Source organism: Nocardioides sp. CCNWLW216, assembly GCF_037120545.1.
Taxonomy (GTDB): Bacteria; Actinomycetota; Actinomycetes; order Propionibacteriales; family Nocardioidaceae; genus Nocardioides; species Nocardioides lianchengensis.
Genome location: NZ_JBBBBJ010000003.1, coordinates 59,650 through 78,639, shown reverse-complemented (window position 1 = coordinate 78,639; position 18,990 = coordinate 59,650). Strand labels below are relative to the sequence as shown.

Sequence of the window (18,990 nt, the reverse complement as noted above, 5' to 3'; positions counted from 1 at the left end):
CTCCCATCCCGGGAGGCCTAGAGGCTGGTCGACCCGTGGTCGGCGTCGTACGTGTCGCCGGTCAGCTTGGTCTTCAGCAGGCTGAGCACGCTGGTGACCTTGCCGCCGGGGGTGTCCCAGTACTCGCCGCCGGTGACGTCGACCCGCAGGAGTACGGCGTTCGGGTCCTCGGGGCCACCCGGGAGCCAGGCCTCGGCGAAGGTGGTCCACAGGTCGCGCAGCTTGGCGGTGTCGTCCACGACCTCCGCGCGCCCCTCGACCGCCACCCACGAGCTGCGGCTGGAGAAGGTGAGCGCGACGTGCGGCCGCGCGGCGATGTCCTGGACGTGCTTCGTGTCGCGAGCCGTGATGAACCACAGCTCGGCGGAGGGCTCGACCTCCTGGCGGGCCATCGGCACGCTGCGCAGGCTGCCGTCGGCGCCGGTGGTGGTGAGCATGCCGATGGGGAGCTCTTCCATCAGCTCGATCAGCTTGGTTCGGTCGTCGGTCATCGTCACTCCTCGGGGTCGGTGGTCCGGCTCAGAGCCGGGTGAGGTGGTCGCGCAGGCTCTCGGCGACGCGGTCGCCGAGGATCTTCAGCGCGGGCGGCAGCAGCGGCTCGGTGAGCTTCGCCGCGCCGCTGGTGGTGAACTCGGCGTGGTAGGTCAGCCGGGTCCCGGTCGCCGTCGACTCGACGGTGATGGTGTCCAGCAGGTCGAGCGACTTCCCGGCGTCGCCGGCCAGCTGCAGGCGCGACTGCGGGACGAACTCGGTGACGCGGTACTCCACCTGCGTCTCGTGGCCGAGGAACGACGACGTGTTCACGTACGTCGTCCCGACGCCGCCGTCCCCCGACGTACGCACGGTGGAGACGGTCGGCGGGTCCCACTCCTCGGTGCTGCGGAAGTCCGAGACGTAGTCCCAGACCTTCGCGATGGGCTGGTCGACCTCGATGGTGCGCTCGACGCTGGGCACGGATCCCCCTCGGTTCGCTGTTCGGTCAGGAACCCGACCGGTATCCGAGCGTCCGCCGCGGCACCCTCACCCCGCCGGGTGGCCGCCCGCGACCTCCGCCACCAGCGCGGCCACCCGCGCGACCGCGACCCCGGGCGAGGAGCGGTGCGCGAGCGCGAGCGGCACCAGTTCCGGCTCCCCGGCGAGCGGGACGTAGGCGACGCCGTCCAGCCGCAGCGCCCGGACCGACGCGGGCACCAGCCCCACCCCGAGACCCGCGGCCACGAAGACCACCAGGGTCCCGGTCTCGCCGACCTCCACCAGCTCGGGTTCCAGCCCGGCCCGCCGGTAGACCTCCAGGACCCGCGGCTGCATCGACGACCGGTGGCCGGAGGGATGGGTGACCAGCGGCTCGCCGGCCAGGTCGGCGACCGACACCGCGGGGGCGTCGGCGAGCGGGTGGTGCGCGGGCAGCACCGCCACCAGCGGCTCGCGGCGCAGCTCGCGGACCACGACCCCGTCGGGCGTCGACGACCCGGGCCGCAGCACGGCCAGATCGAGCTCGCCGGCCACCAGCGCGTCGAGCAGCGCGGGCCCGAGCAGCTCCCCGTGCAGCTCGAGACGTACGTCGGGCAGCTCGGCCCGGACCCGGCGCGCCACCGGCGGCAGCACGTCGTACGTCGCGGTCCCGACGAAGCCCAGACGCACGGTCCCGGCCAACCCGGTGGCCAACGCCGCCAGGTCGCCGGTGGTCCGGTCGACGTCGGCGATCAGCCGCAGCGCCCGGTCCCGGAGCAGCCGCCCGGCCTCGGTGAGGTCGACCCGGCGGGTCGACCGGTCCAGCAGGGTCACGCCGAGCTCGTCCTCGAGGCGGCGCAGCTGCTGGGAGAGCGCGGGCTGGGCGACGTGCAGGCGGGCGGCGGCGCGGCCGAAGTGCCGCTCCTCGGCCAGGACGACGAAGGCGCGCAGGTGCCGGATCTCCACGGGCGCATCATAGGTCATGAGTTATCAATCGGCGCCCAAGAAGTATTGGACGTGATCGATCCGCCCTGCCTACCGTCGAGGAGTGACCTCCTCCTATCTCTACGCCAGCGCGCGGACGCCGTTCGGCCGCTTCGGCGGCGCGCTCGCCGACGTCCGGCCCGACGACCTGGCCGCGACCGCGCTGACCGGCGTTCTCGCGAAGGTGCCGGGCCTCGAGCCGGCCCGGATCGGCGACGTGGTCTGGGGCTGCGCCAACCAGGCCGGCGAGGACAACCGCGACGTCGGCCGGATGGCCGTGCTGCTCGCCGGCCTCCCGGTGAGCGTCCCCGCGACCACGGTCAACCGGCTCTGCGGCTCCTCCCTCGACGCCGCGATGATCGGCTCCCGGACCGTCGAGTCCGGTGACGCCGACGTCGTCGTGGTCGGGGGCGTCGAGTCGATGACCCGGGCGCCCTGGGTGCTGCCCAAGCCGTCGCGGGCCTTCCCGGCCGGCGACGTCACCGCCGTCTCGACGACCCTGGGCTGGCGGCTGGTCAACGAGCGGATGCCCGCCGAGTGGACCGTCTCGCTCGGCGAGGCCAACGAGCAGCTGGCCGACCGGTTCGCGATCTCCCGCGCGCGCCAGGACGAGTTCGCCGCCCGCTCCCACCAGCTCGCCGACGCCGCCTGGGAGGCCGGCTTCTACGACGACCTCGTGGTCCCCGTCGGAGAGCTGACCCGCGACGAGGGCATCCGCGCCGGCTCGACGCCCGAGAAGCTGGCCGGGCTGAAGCCGCCGTTCCGCAAGGACGGCACGATCACCCCCGGCAACGCCTCGCCCCTCAACGACGGAGCCTCGGCGCTCGTCCTCGGCTCCGCGGACGCCGGCCTGGGCGTCGACCCGGTCGCCCGGATCGCCGGCCGCGGCACCCATGCCCTGGCGCCGCAGGAGTTCGGCCTGGCCCCGGTCGAGGCCGCCGAGAAGGCCCTCGCCCGCGCCGGCATCGGCTGGGACGACGTCGCCGCGATCGAGCTCAACGAGGCCTTCGCCGTCCAGTCCCTCGCCTGCCTGGACGCCTGGAAGGTCGACCCCGACATCGTCAACGCCCAGGGCGGCGCCATCGCCATCGGCCACCCGCTCGGCGCCTCCGGCGCCCGGGTCCTCGGCACCCTGGCGAAGCGCCTCGCCGTCTCGGGGGAGAGGTACGGCGTCGCCGCCATCTGCATCGGTGTGGGCCAGGGCCTCGCGGTCGTCCTGGAGAACGTCTCGTGATCACCACCATCTGCGACACGACCGCCGAGGCGGTCGAGGGCATCGAGGACGGCTCGACGGTGCTGGTCGGCGGCTTCGGCATGGCCGGCATGCCGGTCGCGCTGGTCGACGCCCTCATCGAGCAGGGCGCGAGCGACCTGACCGTGGTCTCCAACAACGCCGGGAACGGCGACACCGGCCTGGCCGCGCTGCTGGCGAAGGGCCGGGTCCGCAAGATGGTCTGCTCGTTCCCGCGCCAGTCCGACTCCTGGGTCTTCGACGGCCTCTACCGCGCGGGCCGCATCGAGCTGGAGCTGGTGCCCCAGGGCAACCTCGCCGAGCGGATGCGCGCGGCCGGGGCCGGCATCGGCGCCTTCTTCAGCCCCACCGGCGTCGGCACGCCGCTGGCCGAGGGCAAGGAGACCCGCGAGATCGACGGACGCACCTACGTCCTCGAGCTGCCGATCCGGGGCGACGTGGCCCTGGTCGGCGCCCACCGGGCCGACCGGCAGGGCAACCTGGTCTACCGCAAGACCGCCCGCAACTTCGGCCCGGTGATGGCGACCGCCGCCCGCACCACGGTCGTCCAGGTCGCCGAGGTCGTCGAGGTCGGCGAGCTCGATCCCGAGGCCGTCGTGACCCCGAGCATCTACGTCGACCGGGTGGTGGCCGTATGAGCCTGTCCAAGCACGAGATGGCCGCCCTGGTGGCCCGCAACATCCCGCGGGGCGCCTACGTCAACCTCGGCATCGGCCAGCCGACCCTGGTCGCCGACCACCTCCCCGCCGGCTCCGGCGTGGTGCTGCACACCGAGAACGGCATGCTGGACATGGGCCCGGCCCCCGCCGACGGCGAGGCCGACCCCGACCTCACCAACGCCGGCAAGCAGCCGGTCACCGAGCTGCCGGGGTCGTCGTACTTCCACTCGGCGGACTCGTTCGCGATGATGCGCGGCGGCCACCTCGACGTCTGCGTGCTCGGCGCCTTCCAGGTCTCGGCCGGCGGCGACATCGCCAACTGGCACACCGGGGCGCCGGACGCGATCCCGGCGGTCGGCGGGGCGATGGACCTGGCCATCGGGGCGCGGAGCGTGTTCGTGATGATGACGCTGTTCGCCAAGGACGGGACGCCCAAGCTGGTGGGGGAGTGCAGCTACCCGCTGACCGGCGTGGGCTGCGTCGACCGGGTCTACACCGACGTCGCCACCTTCGACCTTGGACCCGACGGCGTCGTCGTCCGCGAGACCCACGGCCTGTCGTACGACGAGCTCGCGGACCGGCTCGACGTACCCCTGGGGCGTGGTGTGGTGTCGGGCACAGGTCGTTGACCCGGGCAAGTATGTGCATGTTACACATGACGGGTGGCGTCTCCCTCCGCTCCCGTGCCCGCTAGCCCGATCGTCTCCGTCGTCGTCCTGTGCCTCGGCGGTCTCAGTGCTGCGCTGACCCAGACGATGGTGATCCCGATCCAGAGCGAGCTGCCGACCCTCCTCGACAGCACCGCCGACAACACGGCCTGGGTCATCACGATCACCCTGCTGGCCGCGGCGGTCGCGATGCCGATCGCCGGTCGGCTGGCCGACCTGCTCGGCAAGCAGCGGGTGCTCGCCGTCAGCGCCGCGATCCTGGTCGTGGGCTCGGCGGTCTGTGCGCTGGCCGGCTCGCTGGCGCCGATGCTCGTCGGCCGGGCGCTGCAGGGGCTGGCCATGGGCTTCATCCCGGTCGGCATCTCCCTGCTGCGCGAGATCACCCCTCCCCACCTGACCTCCACCGCCATCGCCTCGATGAGCGCGACCCTCGGCGTGGGCGGCGCGATCGGCCTGCCGCTGTCGGCCTGGATCGCCGACGCCCACGACTGGCACGCGATGTTCTGGGTCGCCACCGGACTGGCCGCGGTGATCCTGGTCGCCGTCGTCGTGCTGATCCCGCATGTCCACGACGCCCGCCCCGCGCGCATCGACCTGCCCGGCGCGGCCCTGCTCGCGGCCGGCCTGGTCACCTTCCTGATCGGCGTCTCGAAGGCCAACGCCTGGGGATGGGGATCGGCGCAGACCCTCGGCTGCATCGTCGGCGGCCTGGCCGTGCTCGCCGCCTGGGGCTGGTTCGAGCTGCGCCAGCCCGACCCGCTGGTCGACCTGCGCACCACCGCGCAGCTGCCCGTGCTGATGACCAACATCGCTGCGGTCGCGATCGGCTTCGGGATGATGGCCCAGTCGGTCGTCGTACCCCAGCTGCTGCAGCTGCCCGAGGCCACCGGCTACGGCCTCGGCCAGTCGATCCTCCACGCGGGCCTGTGGATGGCGCCGGCCGGGCTGATGATGATGGTCTTCGCCCCGATCTCCAGCAAGCTCATGGGCCGCCTCGGCGCCCAGCGCACCCTGATGATCGGCGCGGCCGTCCTCGGCGCCGGCTACCTCGTCGCCTTCGGGCTGATGGACGCCGCCTGGCAGCTGCTCCTCGCCTCGTGCGTGACCTCCGCCGGCGTCGGCATCGGGTACGCCGCGATGCCCACCCTCATCATGGACAACGTCCCGGCCTCCGAGGCCGGCGCCGCGGTCGGCCTGAACGCCCTGATGCGCTCGGTCGGCACCACCCTCGCCTCCGCGGTGATGGCCGCGCTGCTGACCAGCTCCGCCGTCGGCGGGCTGCCCACCGAGCGCGCGTTCCAGCTCTGCTTCCTCGTCGGTGCGGCCGCGGCCTTCCTCGGCGTGATCATCGCGGGCACCATCCCGCGCGGTCGGGGCTCGGCCCCCGGCGCTGCTCCGGTGACGGTCCAGCACGCCGGGACCCGTGCCTAGGTGCAACTCCTGGTGAGGTTCTTGCCAGGAGTGGGGACCCGGATCCTCCGGTGAGCGCGCCTTCTTGGTGGGGGACCGGCCTGGGCACCTTGTCAGGGGCCCGAACCCGGAAGTGGATCGTCGCGGGCCAGGTCTGACGGAGGTTCTGGTCTGCCGCCGAGAGTGCGCGGTCCTACCGACGTGCCGGTGAGGGGCAACTAGGCGACATGGGCTCATGCACCTGACACGGCCGGCGGTGCCCCCAACCCGCTCTGCGTCGTGTGGCTGCGGGTGTCGCTCGCTCCTCAGTCAGGCTCGACGCTCGTGCTTCATGGGTTGTAGCGCTTGAAGATCTCGAACATCGTCTGAACCTGCTGCCGACCTGGACCGGCTTGGCCGTTCGACAGCAGGAGGTAGTCGTTGAAGCCTTCGATATCTGTCGTGTCGACGTCGCTGACGTCGTTGAAGCCCATGGACCAGTCCGGGAATGCTCGTTCCTCGATGGGATCACGGAGGACCTCGATGACGCCAGTGTGGCGAGGATCGCGGGCGATGTCGGCGAAGGTGCTGGTCACCTCATCGTCCGGTCCCTCGAGGGTCTGGATGATGTTCCCGCCGCTGTAGAGCAGCAGTCCCGTGATGTGGCGCTCGTGATTGCGGGGGCGCCAGAGCACCAGCAACTCGGCCAGCTCGGTGGAGGACAGCAGGTGGGCCGCAGAGCTCAGGTACGTGAGGGAGAGCATGTTCAGCGACTTTACTTCCGTGACTTTGCTTGGCCGGCCGTCTTCTCGAAAGGCTTGCGGATGGGCGGAGGTCGGCCTTGCTGACTTGCCGAGGAGCGGGCACCTGCCTGGCACGGGATCGCCCGTCAATGGGCCTCAGTTCACGGCATGTCGCCGATGCTCGCCGGCCGCGCGTCGGGATGGGCATGCCACCACCGGTGATTGAGCGACGTTCGGGCGGACTCATAGAGGTGGTGGACGACCCAGCGTCGGGCCTCTTCCCGGGTGACGAAGTGGTGCGCGAAGTTTCGCTGGCCCCGCTCCGAGTAGAAGACCACCCATCCACCGTCCTCCGGAAGGAGGTAGAGAGCTTCGGCTCCGTCGTAGCGGTCGTCCCGGACGGACGTCGAGGCGAAACCATGCCGCGCAACCCACCGGTCGACGTCCTCCCGCGTCACCGAGATCAGGTCGATGAATCTGACATCGTCAATCGAAACGCCGGTCGGCAGGTGGTCGACGGCCCACCTGAACGTGTTCCATCCCAGAATCGCGCGAATCTGATCGTCGGGCGGCCGAGGTGTGAACTGCGGAGACACGTCTACTTCCACGCTTGAGGGCACGGGCTGTCAACGGCCCCATTCTGAACGAGTCCGCTCGTCAACGGCAGTCGCATCGAGATTCCGCTCGGTCATGCCGCGTTGAGGGCGCTTACGGTCGGTCGACCACACCTTCTCGAAGTCCTTTGCAGTTGTGACCCACGGACTCCAGTCCTCAACCTCGTCCGAACGTGCCCGCCCCAACTGCCCGAACTCGTCCTCGGGGTGGTCGGGACCGTAGCGAAGGATCGCGCCTTTGTCGTAGACCTCGATCTGACGCGTTGGCCAGCCGTCGAGGTCGACCTCGAAGTAGTAGGTCGCGAAGCCCCAAGATGAGAACTGGTCACCACGCGACTCGCTCCATCGACGCATGAACCAGCGACTCACCACGCCACTGAGCATCTCAGAATCCGCACTCAGCTAGCCGATGAGCGGGTGTCCGTACTGATCAGAGTGTGGTGCCGGTGTTGCCACGACCGGAGTCGATGGTGAGCAGGCAGAGTGCGGCCGATCTCGCGGTCCTGCTGGTTCCGACACCCAGCGCGATGGACATAGTCACGGGCCGCGTGATCGAGGCTCCGGAGTCGTGGACTACCGAGACGAAGGTGTCAGCGGCTCCGTCGAGGTCCCAGTGTTCGCGCACCAGCGCAGCGCCGAGGCACAGGTCAGGGGCTTGGGCGGGCTCGCACAGGGTCGTGATGGTGTGACGCAAGTCCGTGTCTTCCGCGATGTCGCGAGCCAACGACCTCACACGGTCCATCAACCGGTTGCATTCCTCGAGTGGGCGTGCAGCTGCGGTCCACTCGGTCCGTGCTGCGAGCCACTCGCTGATCAGATCAGCCGTGGGCAGAGCCTTCCACCGATGGCTTCACGAAGGCACTCACATGCCGCAGTCCGCACTGGCGCCGAGGCCCCGCGGTGACACGACTAGGCGCCGCTCCGATCAAGGGCGTCGTTGAACTCCCGGAGCGCCTTGACCATCTGGGTCGAGCGCTCCGGGCCGAGCGCGTCCAGGGCCGCGGAGAGCCGGTCGGCGCGCAGCTGCCCGTCGTGGCGGTAGGCCTCCTCGCCCGCGGCCGTCGGGCGCAGGACCCGACCGCTGCGGCCGGGGTCGTCGTACCGCTCGAGGAGACCGCGGTCCAGCGCGGCGGCGACCTGCCGGGTCACCGTCGAGCGCTCCAGCTGGAGGTCCTCGGAGAGCTCGCGCTGGGTGGCCGGACCGCGCTCGACGAGCAACCACAGGATCCGGAAGGCGGAGTTGTCGAGCCGCGACCCGGGGTACGACGCCGCCCGCAGCCGTCCGATCCGGAGCAGCTCCGCGCCCAGCGCGCGCAGCAGGTCGTCCTCGGCCATGGGGCGAGTCTGGCACGCCGGCCGAGGGTTTGAGCCGGGGTCGGCCTGGCCACCGGGAGCGGCGGGAAGGGGCAACCGACCACCTGGAGGAACCCGCACCATGCACACTCTCGGGAACACGCGAACCGTCCGCCTCGCCGTCGTCGGCCTGCCCGTCTCGGCCCTCACGCTCGGCGCGGGCGGCCTGGCTCCCAGCGCCGTCGCCGACGGCGGTGGACACCACGGCGACCGCGACGCCTCGGTCAGCATCGAGCTCACCGACCGCACGACCGACCGGCTCACCGCCGGCAGCTACCGGATCCGCGCGCTCGGCGCGGCCGACAAGGACGTGGACGACGGCGACGTCACGCTGTCGTTCCCGCTGCGCGACCGCCGGAAGGACCAGGACCGGAGTCGCGCGCGGCACGGTGGTGACGGTCACCGCACGGTGGTCCGGGTCGCCGGTGGCATCGGGGTGATCGGGGACGGTGCCGACGCGCGCTGGACCGGACTCCGGGTCAACCTGAAGAAGGGCACCCTCAGCGCCAAGGTCAACGGCGGCGACCGCGCGACGGTGCTGCACACCGAACGCGACCGCGGCCTCGACCGCCGCGGCGGGAGCCGTAGCTCGGATCTGGAGCTGACCAGGGCCGGCGCGCGCTCGCTGAACGACGCCTTGCCGGGCAACCCGTTCCGCGCCGGCGACACCTTCGCCGACGAGAGCGAAGGCTGCGGCCGCTAGTCCTCTGCGAGGCCGAGATCGCCGAGGACCGCCGCCCGCTGGACGTACCAGGGGTCGCGGCGGTCCCGGTGACCGGTCGGTCCCGCTGCTTCCGCCGAACGACGACGACCGGCGTCGGAGCGGGTCCACTCACGCACCGCGAAGCGCTCTGCGATCCGCCACGATCCGTCCTCGCGCACCCAGCGGTCGACGTACCGGAAGCCGGTGGTGAAGTTCAGCGCCGGCTCGTCCGGGGGCGTGCCCCAGTGCACGGCCGTCCCGTTGGTCTCGCTCAGTGCGACATCGCCGTACAGCTCGCAGAGGTGGGTCCCCAGGATGTGCATCGTCCCGTCCAGGCGCGGCAGGCCGCGGGCCAACCAGGCGACGTACTCGTCCGCCGTCCCGCTGAACCCGGTGTGGTGGTCGACGCCGTCGCGGGCGTAGACCGAGCGGACCAGGTCGAGATCGAGCCGGTCCACCCCGTGGCAGTACGACGCCAGCCGGTCGCGGATCTCCTGCCGGTCGGCCAGCGGGTCGGGCGCGCTCACGGGACCGGACCGTACCGGTCCCTGTGGGCCGGGTCACCTACCCGTCGGTACGCCGGAGTGCCTCCTAGGCTCATGGTGACCCTTGCGGGTCACTGGTGCGCCGTGGCCTCCTCCCTGGCCGCGGCGCACCGCTCGCCCTAGGGTCCCGCGGCATGACCCTCGATCGGGCCGCGCTCCTCGCGGGCGGCATCCGGCTGGCCTCCGGCATCTCGTTCCTGCTGGCCCCCGAGCGGGCCAACCGCTGGTGGGGCGACCACTCCGAGCCGGATCCCACGACCCGGCTGCTGCTGCGCTCGATGGGCTACCGCGACGCGCTGATCGGCGGCCTCCTGGTCACCGCCGCGGTGCGCGGCCGGGACACCGGCGGCTGGTTCCTCGCCTCCGGCGGGGCCGACGCCGCCGACCTGCTGGGCGGGATCAGCGTGCACGACGAGATGTCGCGCTCCCAGCAGCTGATCGGGCTCGGGGGCGCGGTGGTCGGGATCGGCGTGGGCCTGTGGGGCGCGACCCGGGGCCGACGCTCAGCCGTCTGAGGCCAGGTAGACCGTGATCGCCTCGCTCAGGCCGAGGCGGGCGGCGTCGATGTCGACGTAGGTGCTCATCGCCTGCTCGACGCGCAGCCCCCGCATCGCGGCCGGCAGCATGGCCCGGACCCGGGCCAGCCGGTCCCGGTCGACGTCGAGGCCGGCGAAGGCGTGCTCGATCGCGCTGGCCCAGTGCAGGTCCCACGCGGCGATCGCCTTCGCGGTCCGCGGGAAGGCCGTCTCGAGCTCGGTCCGGTCCTGCGGGAGCGCGGTGCGCAGCTGGTAGATCGCCCGGGAGACCGGCAGCTCGAGGGCGTTCCAGAGCAGATCGACCACCGCCTCGACCCGCTCCGCGAGATCGACCTGCTCCGGGAGGTCGGCGAACAGCGGACCGCCCTCGACGGCGACGTACTCGAAGACCGCGGCCCACAGCCCGTCGACGTCGCCGAACTGGTGCTGCACCGTTCCCCAGGTGACGCCGGCCTGGCGCGCGACCAGGTTGGCGCTCACCGACTCGGGGCCGCCCTCGGCCAGGCAGTGCAGCGCGACGCGCAGCAGGTGCCGCCGCGTCTGCAGGCCGCGCCGGTTCAGGCGCGTGCCCTTGGCGCTGAGCACCGCACCGCCTGCTCCTGTCGTGCTCTCGTCCATCGGCCCTCCCCCAGGCTTTGCCACTCCCGCGTCCCGGTCTCCGGGATCACGCCCACCATTGTCCGGATGGTCGTTGTGTGATCGTGATCACGCAAACCCGTGCGGGTGGGACCTCCCGTGTGCGATCTTCACATCGGCACCTCAATGACTATTCCCATAGTGCCCTCAATGAGGGTTTGATGTGCCGCGTTCTACACCGAGGTTTCTTTAGGGAGGGGAGACTTTGATGCGTCATCAGCGACTGGTCCGGGCGGGAGCCGCGGCCGCCAGCATCCTGCTGCTCGTGCCGGCCTGCTCGTCGGACCGCGACAGCGCAGACCCGGGCGGGGACGACAGCAGCGCCGCGCCCAAGGCGGAGCTGCCGACCGACACGTTCGGCGACCTGGAGTCGCCGTGCGGGGAGGGTGACGCATCGGGCGCCACCGAACAGGGCGTCACCGACGACTCGATCACGATCGGGTACGGCGACGACAAGGGGTTCTCGGCCACGCCGGGCCTCAACCAGGAGATGGGCGACGCCATGGACGCGTTCATCCAGTGGTGCAACGGCCTCGGCGGCATCAACGGCCGCGAGATCGTGGGCAACCGCTACGACGCGGCCATCTTCAACACCGCGCAGGTGATGAAGGAGTCGTGCAGCCAGGACTTCATGCTCGTCGGCCAGGGCTTCGGCCTCGACGAGAACGCCGAGCCCGACCGCATCAAGTGCAAGATGCCGACGGTCTCCGGCTTCACCATCTCGCCGGCCGCCTCGATGGGGCCGATGCACTACCAGGCGGTCCCGGGTCCGGTCGACGAGTTCAACCCGTCGACCCAGCAGATCCTGATGGACAACTACCCGGAGTTCGCCAAGACCGGCATGGTCAACAGCGACTCGCCGGCCGTGGCTCAGGGCCTGCTGCGCTACTTCGGCAACTTCGAGGCGGTCGGCGCCGACGCCGACGACTGCGGTGTCAGCCTGAAGTCGGCGGGCGGCGACAACTACCGCGCGATCGTGCAGAAGTACAAGGAGTGCGGGGTGACCGCGCTGTTCAGCTTCACGCCGCCGTCGCCGCCGCTGTACTCCTTCCTGGAGGCCGCGAAGGTCGAGGGTCTCGACCTGACCTTCGCCACCGAGGCGACCTGGTACAACGAGGCCGTCAGCGACGCCAACGTCGGCGACCTGACCGAGGGCGTGAAGGTCGGCATGCAGTTCCAGCCGTTCGAGAACGCCGACGAGGTGCCGGCGGTCGCCGACTACCTCTCGATCATGGACGAGTTCGGCGGCGTCAAGGCGCTGCTCGGCATGCAGACGGCCTCGTCGTTCCTGCTCTGGGCGCAGGTCGCCAAGGACTGCGGTTCGGACCTGACCCGTCAGTGCATGGTCGACGGTCTGTCGAAGGTCACGTCGTGGACCGGCGGCGGGCTGCACGCGGAGAGCAACCCCGGTGACAACCGCACGCCGATCTGCGGGATCCTCACCGAGGTCAAGGGCAAGACCTACGAGCAGATCGTCCCGGAGGCCAAGGGCGAGTACTTCTGCGTCGACAAGGCGCGTCCCGGCACCGAGGCCGAGCTCGGCGGCATCGAGCTCACCGACGACCGGATCGCCACGAAGTACCTCACCGACGACGTGCTGACGCCGTCGAGCTGAGACCGTCGTACGACGGTGCGGGGCCCGGTCGTGAACGCGGCCGGGCCCCGCACCACCACCGCAGTTCCTGGGGAGGGACGTCGTGGACCTGTTCCTGACCTACACGCTGGTCGGACTGGTGATGGGCGCGGTCTACGCGATCGCCGCCTCCGGACTGGTGCTCACCTACACCACGTCCGGCGTGTTCAACTTCGCGCACGGCGCGCAGGCGATGCTGTCGGCGTTCCTGTACTGGCAGCTGAGCGTGGGCTGGGGCCTGCCCGTGCCGGTCGCGTTCGTGCTGGTGGTGCTGGTCTTCGGGCCGCTCACCGGCGTGCTGCTCCACAAGACGCTGATGCACGGCCTGCGCGACGTCGCCGAGGTGACCAAGGTCGTCGTGACCGTGGCCGTGCTGCTCGGCATGGTCTCGCTGTCGCAGTGGATCTGGAACCCGACCGAGGCCCGCAGCGTGGCGATGCTCTGGGGCAACTCGACGTCGTTCGAGCTGCTCGGGGTGCGGATCCGCTACCACGAGCTGCTCTGCCTGGTCGCGGCCGCGGCGCTCGCGATCGGCCTGCGGCTGCTGTTCACCCGCAGCCGGGTCGGCGTCACCATGCGCGCGGTCGTCGACGACCCCGACCTGCTGCGGCTCAACGGCTACAACCCCGACCGGGTCGCGATGGCGTCCTGGGCGGTCGGCGCGTCGCTGGCGGCCCTCGCGGGCGTGCTGGTCACCCCCGTTGCGGGCGGGTCGCTGGAGGCCAACACCCTGACGCTGCTGGTGATCGACACCTTCGCGGCCGCCATGTTCGGCCGGCTGCGGAGCATCCCGCGCACCTTCGTGGGCGCGCTGTTCCTGGGCCTCGCCTCGACGTACCTGCTGGGCTACGCGCCGACCGACTGGGACTGGATCGGCAACGTCAAGACCGCCCTGCCGATGATCGTGCTCTTCCTGGTGCTGCTGGTGCTGCCCCAGGACCGGCTGCGCGGCGCCCAGCAGCGCACCCGGGAACGGACCCGGGTGCCGTCGGTGCGGTTCGCCGCCGGCTGGGCGGTGGCGTTCGTGGCCATCATGTTCGTGATCACCAAGATCGCGAACCCGCTGATGCTCGGGCCCTGGACCGCCGCGCTCGCGTTCTCGATCATCGCGCTGTCCCTGGTCCCGCTGACCGGGTACGCCGGCGAGATCAACCTGGTCCCGCTGAGCTTCGGCGCGATCGCGGTGATCGTGGCCTACCACACCGGCGTCTCCGGCACCGGTCTCGACGCCACGCTGGCCTGGAAGGGCCTGCTCATCGGCACCGTCGCCGCCGCCCTGGTGGGCGGGCTGGTCGCGCTGCCCGCGCTGCGTCTGCGCGGCCTCTACCTCGCGCTGGCCACGATGGCCTTCGGCGGCCTGGTCTCGACGCTGGTGCTCAGCGAGGTCACCCCGCGGGACTGGCCGCTCTGGGGGGAGAACACGATCTTCCCGGCGGCGGTCATCGCGATGCCGCACCTCGACGCCGGCCCGATCGACCTCGACGACGAGGCCACCTTCCTGATGGCCCTCGCCGTCCTGTTCGCCGTGCTCGGGGTCGCCCTGGTGGCGCTGCGCAACAGCGGCTACGGCCGGCGCCTGGCCGCGATGAAGGACAGCCCGGCCGCGGCCGCGATGCTCGGCCAGTCGCTGGTCCGGCTTAAGCTCAGCGTCTTCATGCTCTCCGCCGCGATCGCCGGTCTGGGCTGCATCCTGATGGCCTCCGCGGTCGGCTCGGTGGCGCCCGACAACTTCCTCATCGTCGCCAGCCTGGCCCTGGTGATGCTCACCGTGGTCGGCGGGGTCAGCTACGTCAGCGGGGCGCTCTTCGGCGGGTTCATGGTCGGCATGGGCTTCTCGCTGATCAACGGCACGTTCGGCAACCTCGAGGCCGGCAGTGACATGTACGCCGGCCTGTTCGGCTCGCTGAGCCACGTCTTCGCGATCGCCATCGCGCTGACCGGCATCGGCGTCAACCGCAACCCCAGCGGCATCGTCAACGACATCTGCGAGTCCTACCGGCCGCTGCGCAACGCCCGCCCGGTGCTGTACGTCGGGGTCGCGGCGGGTCTGGTCCTGCTGGGGTTGAACTGGGTCGAGGCGATCGGCGACTGGAGCTTCGCGATCGGGATCTTCTGCGTCGTCGTGCTGCTGCCGGTGCTCGGCCGGATCTGGATGCCGGAGCGGGTGCTGACCGAGTCCGAGCTCGCCGAGCACCGCTCCCGCGCGGCCGTCGTACCGCCGGAGCTGCGGGCGCTCGACGGTCCGCTGGACCCCGAGGAGCGCTACGACCTCGACACCTACCTGGGCCTGCCGGCCCGGGCCCTGCCCGCTCTCGACGAGGAGGTGGCCCGTGTCTGAGTCATCCGGAGGCGCACCGCTCCTGGAGACCCGCGGCATCACCGTGCGCTTCGGCGGCAACACGGCCGTCGACGACGTCAGCCTGACCGTCGCGCCCGGCTGCGTGACCGGGCTGATCGGCCCGAACGGTGCCGGCAAGACGACGCTCTTCAACACCGTCACCGGCATGCAGCGGCCGACCTCGGGCCGGGTGCTGCTCGACGGCACCGACATCACCGGCCGGCCGGTCGCCAAGCGCGCGGCGCTCGGGATCGCCCGGACCTTCCAGCGGCTCGAGCTGTTCCTGACCCTCAGCGTCCGCGACAACGTGCGGGTGGCGGGCGACATCGTGAACGCGGGCCGGCGCTTCCGCGGCGGCTCGATCGACGTCGAGGCCGAGACCGACCGGCTCCTCGAGCTGACCGGGCTGACCCCCATCGCCGACCGGGAGGTCTCGGACATCCCGACCGGCCGGGCGCGCGTGGTCGAGGTGGCCCGGGCGCTGATGACCAAGCCCCGGCTGCTGCTCCTCGACGAGCCCGCCTCGGGGCAGACCGAGCACGAGACCGACGAGTTCGCCGAGATGCTCGCCGGCCTGGCCGCGACCGGGCTCGGCATCTGCCTGGTCGAGCACGACCTGCCGCTCGTCATGAGGCTCTGCAGCACCATCCACGTCCTCGACCAGGGCCGGCTGATCGCCTCCGGCACCCCGGCCGAGGTCCAGGCCTCGCCCGAGGTCGTCGCGGCCTACATCGGCGGGGAGGTGCTCGCATGACGACCGTCGTGACCGACCGCGCGAGCGGGCCGGTGGAGCCGGAGCCGATCCCGCCGGTGCTCGAGCTGGTCGGCGTGCGGGCGGCGTACGGGCCGATCCAGGTCCTGCACGGGGTCGACCTCACCGTCCACGCCGGCCAGGTCGTCGCGCTCCTCGGTCCCAACGGCGGCGGCAAGACCACGACCGTCAAGGTCGCGGCGGGGCTGCTGCCGATGGCCGGCGGGGAGTTGCGCTACGCCGGCCAGAAGGTCAACGGGATCAGCGCCGAGACCGCGGCCGGGATGGGCGTCTGCCTGATCCCCGAGGGCCGCGGCGTGTTCGCGAACCTCACGGTCCGCGAGAACCTCTGGCTCGCGACCGGCACCGGCGCCTCCCGCGAGCAGATCGAGGAGCGGGCCTACTTCCGCTTCCCGATCCTGCAGGACCGCCGCAACCAGCTCGCCGGCTCGATGTCGGGCGGCGAGCAGCAGATGCTCGCGCTCTCGCGCGCCCTGGCCACCGATCCCGCGGTGCTGCTCCTCGACGAGCTGTCGATGGGCCTGGCGCCCATGATCGTCAGCCAGATGTACGACACGGTCGCCCAGCTGGTGGAGGAGGGGATCTCCGTGCTCGTGGCCGAGCAGTTCGCGCGGACGGTCCTGCCGATCGCCGACCTGGCCGCCGTGATGCTCCACGGTCGGATCGCCGCCGTCGGCACCCCGGCCGAGATCGACGCCGACCTGTCCACCACCTACCTGGGGGGATGACGACCCATGACCACCACCTCGACCGGCACCGCTGATCAGGAGTCCACCGTGAGCGCCCGACCCGGCAAGCGCAGCGAGACCTTCACGACCGCCGTCGCCGAGAAGAAGCTCAAGACCGGCAGCGGCTCCCGCGACGGGGCCGTCAGGGCCGGCGGCCTGGTGGCGATGATCGTCGGCGTCGTGGGCGCCTTCGTCGCCTACCAGCTCTCGCTCGGGTACGAGGACACCCGCGACAGCGTCTCCGCCCAGATCCTCGCGACCGCCTTCCTCGCCCTCGCCGTGCTCGGCGTCGGCCTCTACGTCGCCGGCGCGCTGTCGCAGCTGATGCGCCTGTGGCTGCTCCGTCAGGTCGTCGAGTCCCAGGAGCGGCACGACGAGCTCGTCGCCGCCCTGCGCGAGGGCCGCTCCTGACCGCCTGTGGATGACTCGGCGGGGTTCTCCACAGGATCGGAGATCAGGCGGGATCCCCGCGGTCGCCCCAGAAGACCGGCGTCACGAGGTGCTCGCCGCTGAGCCCCTTCAGCTCCACCGTCCGAGGCTCCTCGAGCACCAGGTCGTCGTACTCGCGGAGCGCCTCGACGACGGTGTCGCTGACCAGGATCTCGGCGCCCGCGGCCTGGGCCGCGACCCGGGCGGCCTGGGCGACGTGCCGGCCGAAGATGTCGTTGTCACGGTGGACGACGTCGCCGTGGTGGATGCCGATCCGGACCCGCAGGTCGGGCTTGCCGCCGCGGTGACCGCGGTCGAAGGCGCGCTGGACGCTGACCGCGCAGCGGGTCGCCCGCTCGGGGTCGGGGAAGGCCACCATGAAGCCGTCGCCCTGGGTCTTGACCACGTGGCCGTCGTACTTCTCGACCCGGGCGCGCACCGTGCGGTCGTGGCGGGCCAGCAGCCGCACCCACTGCTGGTCGCCGAGCTGCTCGTTGAGGGCCGTCGAGCCCTCGATGTCGGAGAAGAGGATCGACAGGCTGCCACTCGGCCCGGCCAGCCGGACCAGGTCGGGGCGCTCCACCTGCGCCCAGCCGGCGAGGTCGTCGATCGAGCTGCGCAGCGCGCCGCCGAGGCCCTTCTCGCGGACCAGCGCCGCGGTCTCCCAGACGCCCTTCACGACCTCGCGGCCGGTCGGCACCAGCCGGCGCGGCGGCTTCTCGGACGGGGTCCGCAGCCGGGCGACCTCCTCGCGCAGCAGCTGCTGGCGGCGCCGACCGACCAGCCAGAGCACCAGCAGGGTGATGGCCGCCGCACCCTCGACCGACACCGCGATCACGAGCAGGACGGTGGCCACGCGCGCATGCTGCCAGATCGCCGCCGTTTCGACCCAGGTTGAACTGGCAACTACTCTGGTGCTGAGGGGAGTACCCCACCAAGATCCGCCCGGTCAGTACGTCGCTCCCGCGAGCGACCCGGGCGGCGCCCGTCCTCGGAGACGGGTGGGGGAGACCTCAAGCTCACTGATGCTTGAGGAGACCCATGCTCGACACCATCGGCACGCCCACCCTGTGGGCGGTCACCATCGGCCTCGTCGTCGTCCTGCTCGTCGTCGACTTCATCGCGACCCGCAAGCCGCACGAGGTCTCGATGAAGGAGGCCCTCGCCTGGTCGGCGTTCTACGTCGCCCTGCCGCTCGCCTTCGGCGGCTACATCTGGGCCCAGCACGGCAGCGACCGGGGGGTCGAGTACTACACCGGCTACCTGGTCGAGAAGACGCTGAGCGTGGACAACCTGTTCGTGTTCATGCTGCTGCTCGCGGCCTTCGCCGTACCGGCGGCGCTCCAGCAGCGGGTGCTGCTCTACGGCATCGTCGGCGCGCTGGTGCTGCGCGGCATCTTCATCGCGCTCGGCGCCGCGGCGCTGTCGGCGTTCGACTGGGTGTTCCTGGTCTTCGGCCTGATCCTGCTGGCCACCGGCGTGAAGCTGCTCAAGGACGCGATCTCCGGGCACGACCACGACGAGAAGGACGTCTCGTCGATGCGCTCGGTCAAGCTGATGCGCAAGTTCATGCCCGTCACCGAGGAGTACGACGGCCCGCGGATGACCGTCATCCAGAACGGCAAGCGTGCCCTCACCCCGCTCGCGCTCGTGGTCGTGGCCGTCTTCGCGACCGACCTGGTCTTCGCGATCGACTCGGTGCCGGCCGTCTACGGCATCACCGGCGACCCCTACCTCGTCTTCGCCACCAACGCCTTCGCCCTGCTCGGTCTGCGCGCGCTCTACTTCGTGCTGCAGGGGGCGCTGGCCAAGCTGGTCCACCTGTCCTACGGCCTGGCCGCGATCCTCGGCTTCATCGGCGTGAAGCTCGCGCTGCACTGGGCGCACATGACCTGGTCGTCGGTGCCGGAGATCCCGACGCTGGCCTCGCTGGGCGTGATCGTCGGCATCCTCGCCGTCACGGTGACGACCTCGCTCATCGCGTCGAAGCGGGCCGCCGACGAGCCGGTCGAGGAGCAGGAGCCCGAGCGCGTGTGACCTGATCGGCACCGGCCGGT

22 protein-coding genes are annotated in these 18,990 nt (G+C 71.4%); 12 read left to right on the top strand and 10 right to left on the bottom strand.

What is annotated here, in order from left to right:
• Positions 1 to 17 precede the first annotated feature (17 nt).
• The 3 genes from V7S47_RS07975 to V7S47_RS07965 all read right to left on the bottom strand — a co-directional run bounded on the left by V7S47_RS07975 (position 18) and on the right by V7S47_RS07965 (position 1,917).
• Positions 18 to 491, bottom strand: coding sequence for a pyridoxamine 5'-phosphate oxidase family protein (locus V7S47_RS07975; protein WP_336561076.1), 474 nt, complete (start codon positions 489 to 491; stop codon positions 18 to 20).
• 28 nt (positions 492 to 519) lie between these two features.
• Positions 520 to 954, bottom strand: a complete 435-nt coding sequence (locus V7S47_RS07970; RefSeq protein ID WP_336561075.1) for an SRPBCC family protein — start codon at positions 952 to 954, stop codon at positions 520 to 522.
• Between the two features lie 66 nt (positions 955 to 1,020).
• Complete coding sequence (locus V7S47_RS07965; protein WP_336561074.1) at positions 1,021 to 1,917, bottom strand: LysR substrate-binding domain-containing protein; 897 nt, start codon at positions 1,915 to 1,917, stop codon at positions 1,021 to 1,023.
• A gap of 82 nt (positions 1,918 to 1,999) precedes the next feature.
• Between V7S47_RS07965 and V7S47_RS07960 the strand changes: the two genes are divergently transcribed.
• The 4 genes from V7S47_RS07960 to V7S47_RS07945 are packed head-to-tail and all read left to right on the top strand — an operon-like array spanning position 2,000 to position 5,945.
• Positions 2,000 to 3,169, top strand: a complete 1,170-nt coding sequence (locus V7S47_RS07960) for a thiolase family protein (protein ID WP_336561073.1) — start codon at positions 2,000 to 2,002, stop codon at positions 3,167 to 3,169.
• Complete coding sequence (locus tag V7S47_RS07955; RefSeq protein WP_336561072.1) at positions 3,166 to 3,825, top strand: 3-oxoacid CoA-transferase subunit A; 660 nt, start codon at positions 3,166 to 3,168, stop codon at positions 3,823 to 3,825. Before V7S47_RS07960 ends, V7S47_RS07955 begins: the two co-directional genes overlap by 4 nt.
• Entirely contained in the window at positions 3,822 to 4,475 is a 654-nt protein-coding gene (locus tag V7S47_RS07950) for a 3-oxoacid CoA-transferase subunit B (RefSeq protein WP_336561071.1), read from the top strand. Before V7S47_RS07955 ends, V7S47_RS07950 begins: the two co-directional genes overlap by 4 nt.
• A gap of 33 nt (positions 4,476 to 4,508) precedes the next feature.
• Positions 4,509 to 5,945 carry an MFS transporter gene (locus V7S47_RS07945; protein WP_336561070.1) on the top strand — a complete coding sequence of 479 codons (1,437 nt, stop codon included), beginning with the start codon at positions 4,509 to 4,511 and terminating at the stop codon, positions 5,943 to 5,945.
• Between the two features lie 308 nt (positions 5,946 to 6,253).
• Here V7S47_RS07945 and V7S47_RS07940 read toward each other — a convergent pair whose 3' ends face one another.
• The 4 genes from V7S47_RS07940 to V7S47_RS07925 form a co-directional block, all read right to left on the bottom strand.
• A complete protein-coding gene (locus tag V7S47_RS07940; RefSeq protein ID WP_336561069.1) occupies positions 6,254 to 6,667 on the bottom strand; it encodes a BLUF domain-containing protein in 414 nt (137 codons plus the stop codon).
• Between the two features lie 140 nt (positions 6,668 to 6,807).
• Positions 6,808 to 7,242, bottom strand: a complete 435-nt coding sequence (locus V7S47_RS07935; RefSeq protein WP_336561068.1) for a hypothetical protein — start codon at positions 7,240 to 7,242, stop codon at positions 6,808 to 6,810.
• Positions 7,243 to 7,272: 30 nt separating this feature from the next.
• The gene (locus tag V7S47_RS07930; RefSeq protein ID WP_336561067.1) at positions 7,273 to 7,644 is read right to left on the bottom strand and encodes a hypothetical protein; all 372 of its coding nucleotides are present in this window, start codon (positions 7,642 to 7,644) and stop codon (positions 7,273 to 7,275) included.
• A 525-nt stretch (positions 7,645 to 8,169) separates the two neighbouring features.
• Positions 8,170 to 8,595: a MarR family winged helix-turn-helix transcriptional regulator gene (locus V7S47_RS07925; protein ID WP_336561066.1), complete on the bottom strand. Its 426-nt coding sequence runs from the start codon at positions 8,593 to 8,595 to the stop codon at positions 8,170 to 8,172.
• Between the two features lie 100 nt (positions 8,596 to 8,695).
• Between V7S47_RS07925 and V7S47_RS07920 the strand changes: the two genes are divergently transcribed.
• Positions 8,696 to 9,316 carry a hypothetical protein gene (locus V7S47_RS07920; RefSeq protein WP_336561065.1) on the top strand — a complete coding sequence of 207 codons (621 nt, stop codon included), beginning with the start codon at positions 8,696 to 8,698 and terminating at the stop codon, positions 9,314 to 9,316.
• Here the strand turns inward: V7S47_RS07920 and V7S47_RS07915 are convergent.
• Positions 9,313 to 9,843: a nuclear transport factor 2 family protein gene (locus V7S47_RS07915; protein ID WP_336561064.1), complete on the bottom strand. Its 531-nt coding sequence runs from the start codon at positions 9,841 to 9,843 to the stop codon at positions 9,313 to 9,315. The two genes, V7S47_RS07920 and V7S47_RS07915, sit on opposite strands and share 4 nt — an antisense overlap.
• 152 nt (positions 9,844 to 9,995) lie before the next feature.
• On the opposite strand from V7S47_RS07915, the gene V7S47_RS07910 reads away from it, so the two are divergent.
• Positions 9,996 to 10,376, top strand: a complete 381-nt coding sequence (locus V7S47_RS07910; RefSeq protein ID WP_336561063.1) for a DUF4267 domain-containing protein — start codon at positions 9,996 to 9,998, stop codon at positions 10,374 to 10,376.
• On the opposite strand, the gene V7S47_RS07905 is transcribed toward V7S47_RS07910, so the two are convergent.
• Positions 10,365 to 11,015: a TetR/AcrR family transcriptional regulator gene (locus tag V7S47_RS07905; RefSeq protein WP_336561062.1), complete on the bottom strand. Its 651-nt coding sequence runs from the start codon at positions 11,013 to 11,015 to the stop codon at positions 10,365 to 10,367. The genes V7S47_RS07910 and V7S47_RS07905 overlap by 12 nt on opposite strands.
• A gap of 226 nt (positions 11,016 to 11,241) precedes the next feature.
• Here V7S47_RS07905 and V7S47_RS07900 point away from each other — a divergent pair, with 226 nt between their 5' ends.
• From V7S47_RS07900 to V7S47_RS07880, 5 genes are all read left to right on the top strand, one after another.
• Positions 11,242 to 12,648, top strand: coding sequence for an ABC transporter substrate-binding protein (locus V7S47_RS07900; RefSeq protein WP_090860421.1), 1,407 nt, complete (start codon positions 11,242 to 11,244; stop codon positions 12,646 to 12,648).
• Positions 12,649 to 12,730: 82 nt separating this feature from the next.
• On the top strand, positions 12,731 to 15,004 hold the full coding sequence (locus V7S47_RS07895) for a branched-chain amino acid ABC transporter permease (protein ID WP_336561061.1): 2,274 nt from the start codon (positions 12,731 to 12,733) through the stop codon (positions 15,002 to 15,004).
• Positions 14,997 to 15,758: an ABC transporter ATP-binding protein gene (locus V7S47_RS07890; protein WP_336561060.1), complete on the top strand. Its 762-nt coding sequence runs from the start codon at positions 14,997 to 14,999 to the stop codon at positions 15,756 to 15,758. Before V7S47_RS07895 ends, V7S47_RS07890 begins: the two co-directional genes overlap by 8 nt.
• Positions 15,755 to 16,504, top strand: coding sequence for an ABC transporter ATP-binding protein (locus tag V7S47_RS07885; protein WP_336561059.1), 750 nt, complete (start codon positions 15,755 to 15,757; stop codon positions 16,502 to 16,504). Before V7S47_RS07890 ends, V7S47_RS07885 begins: the two co-directional genes overlap by 4 nt.
• 6 nt (positions 16,505 to 16,510) lie before the next feature.
• Positions 16,511 to 16,915, top strand: coding sequence for a hypothetical protein (locus V7S47_RS07880; protein WP_336561058.1), 405 nt, complete (start codon positions 16,511 to 16,513; stop codon positions 16,913 to 16,915).
• A gap of 43 nt (positions 16,916 to 16,958) precedes the next feature.
• Here the strand turns inward: V7S47_RS07880 and V7S47_RS07875 are convergent, their stop codons facing one another.
• A complete protein-coding gene (locus tag V7S47_RS07875) occupies positions 16,959 to 17,789 on the bottom strand; it encodes an adenylate/guanylate cyclase domain-containing protein (RefSeq protein WP_336561057.1) in 831 nt (276 codons plus the stop codon).
• Between the two features lie 185 nt (positions 17,790 to 17,974).
• On the opposite strand from V7S47_RS07875, the gene V7S47_RS07870 reads away from it, so the two are divergent.
• Positions 17,975 to 18,970 (top strand): TerC family protein, encoded by a 996-nt coding sequence (locus V7S47_RS07870; protein ID WP_090860417.1) that lies wholly within the window; start codon positions 17,975 to 17,977, stop codon positions 18,968 to 18,970.
• Positions 18,971 to 18,990: the final 20 nt, after the last annotated feature.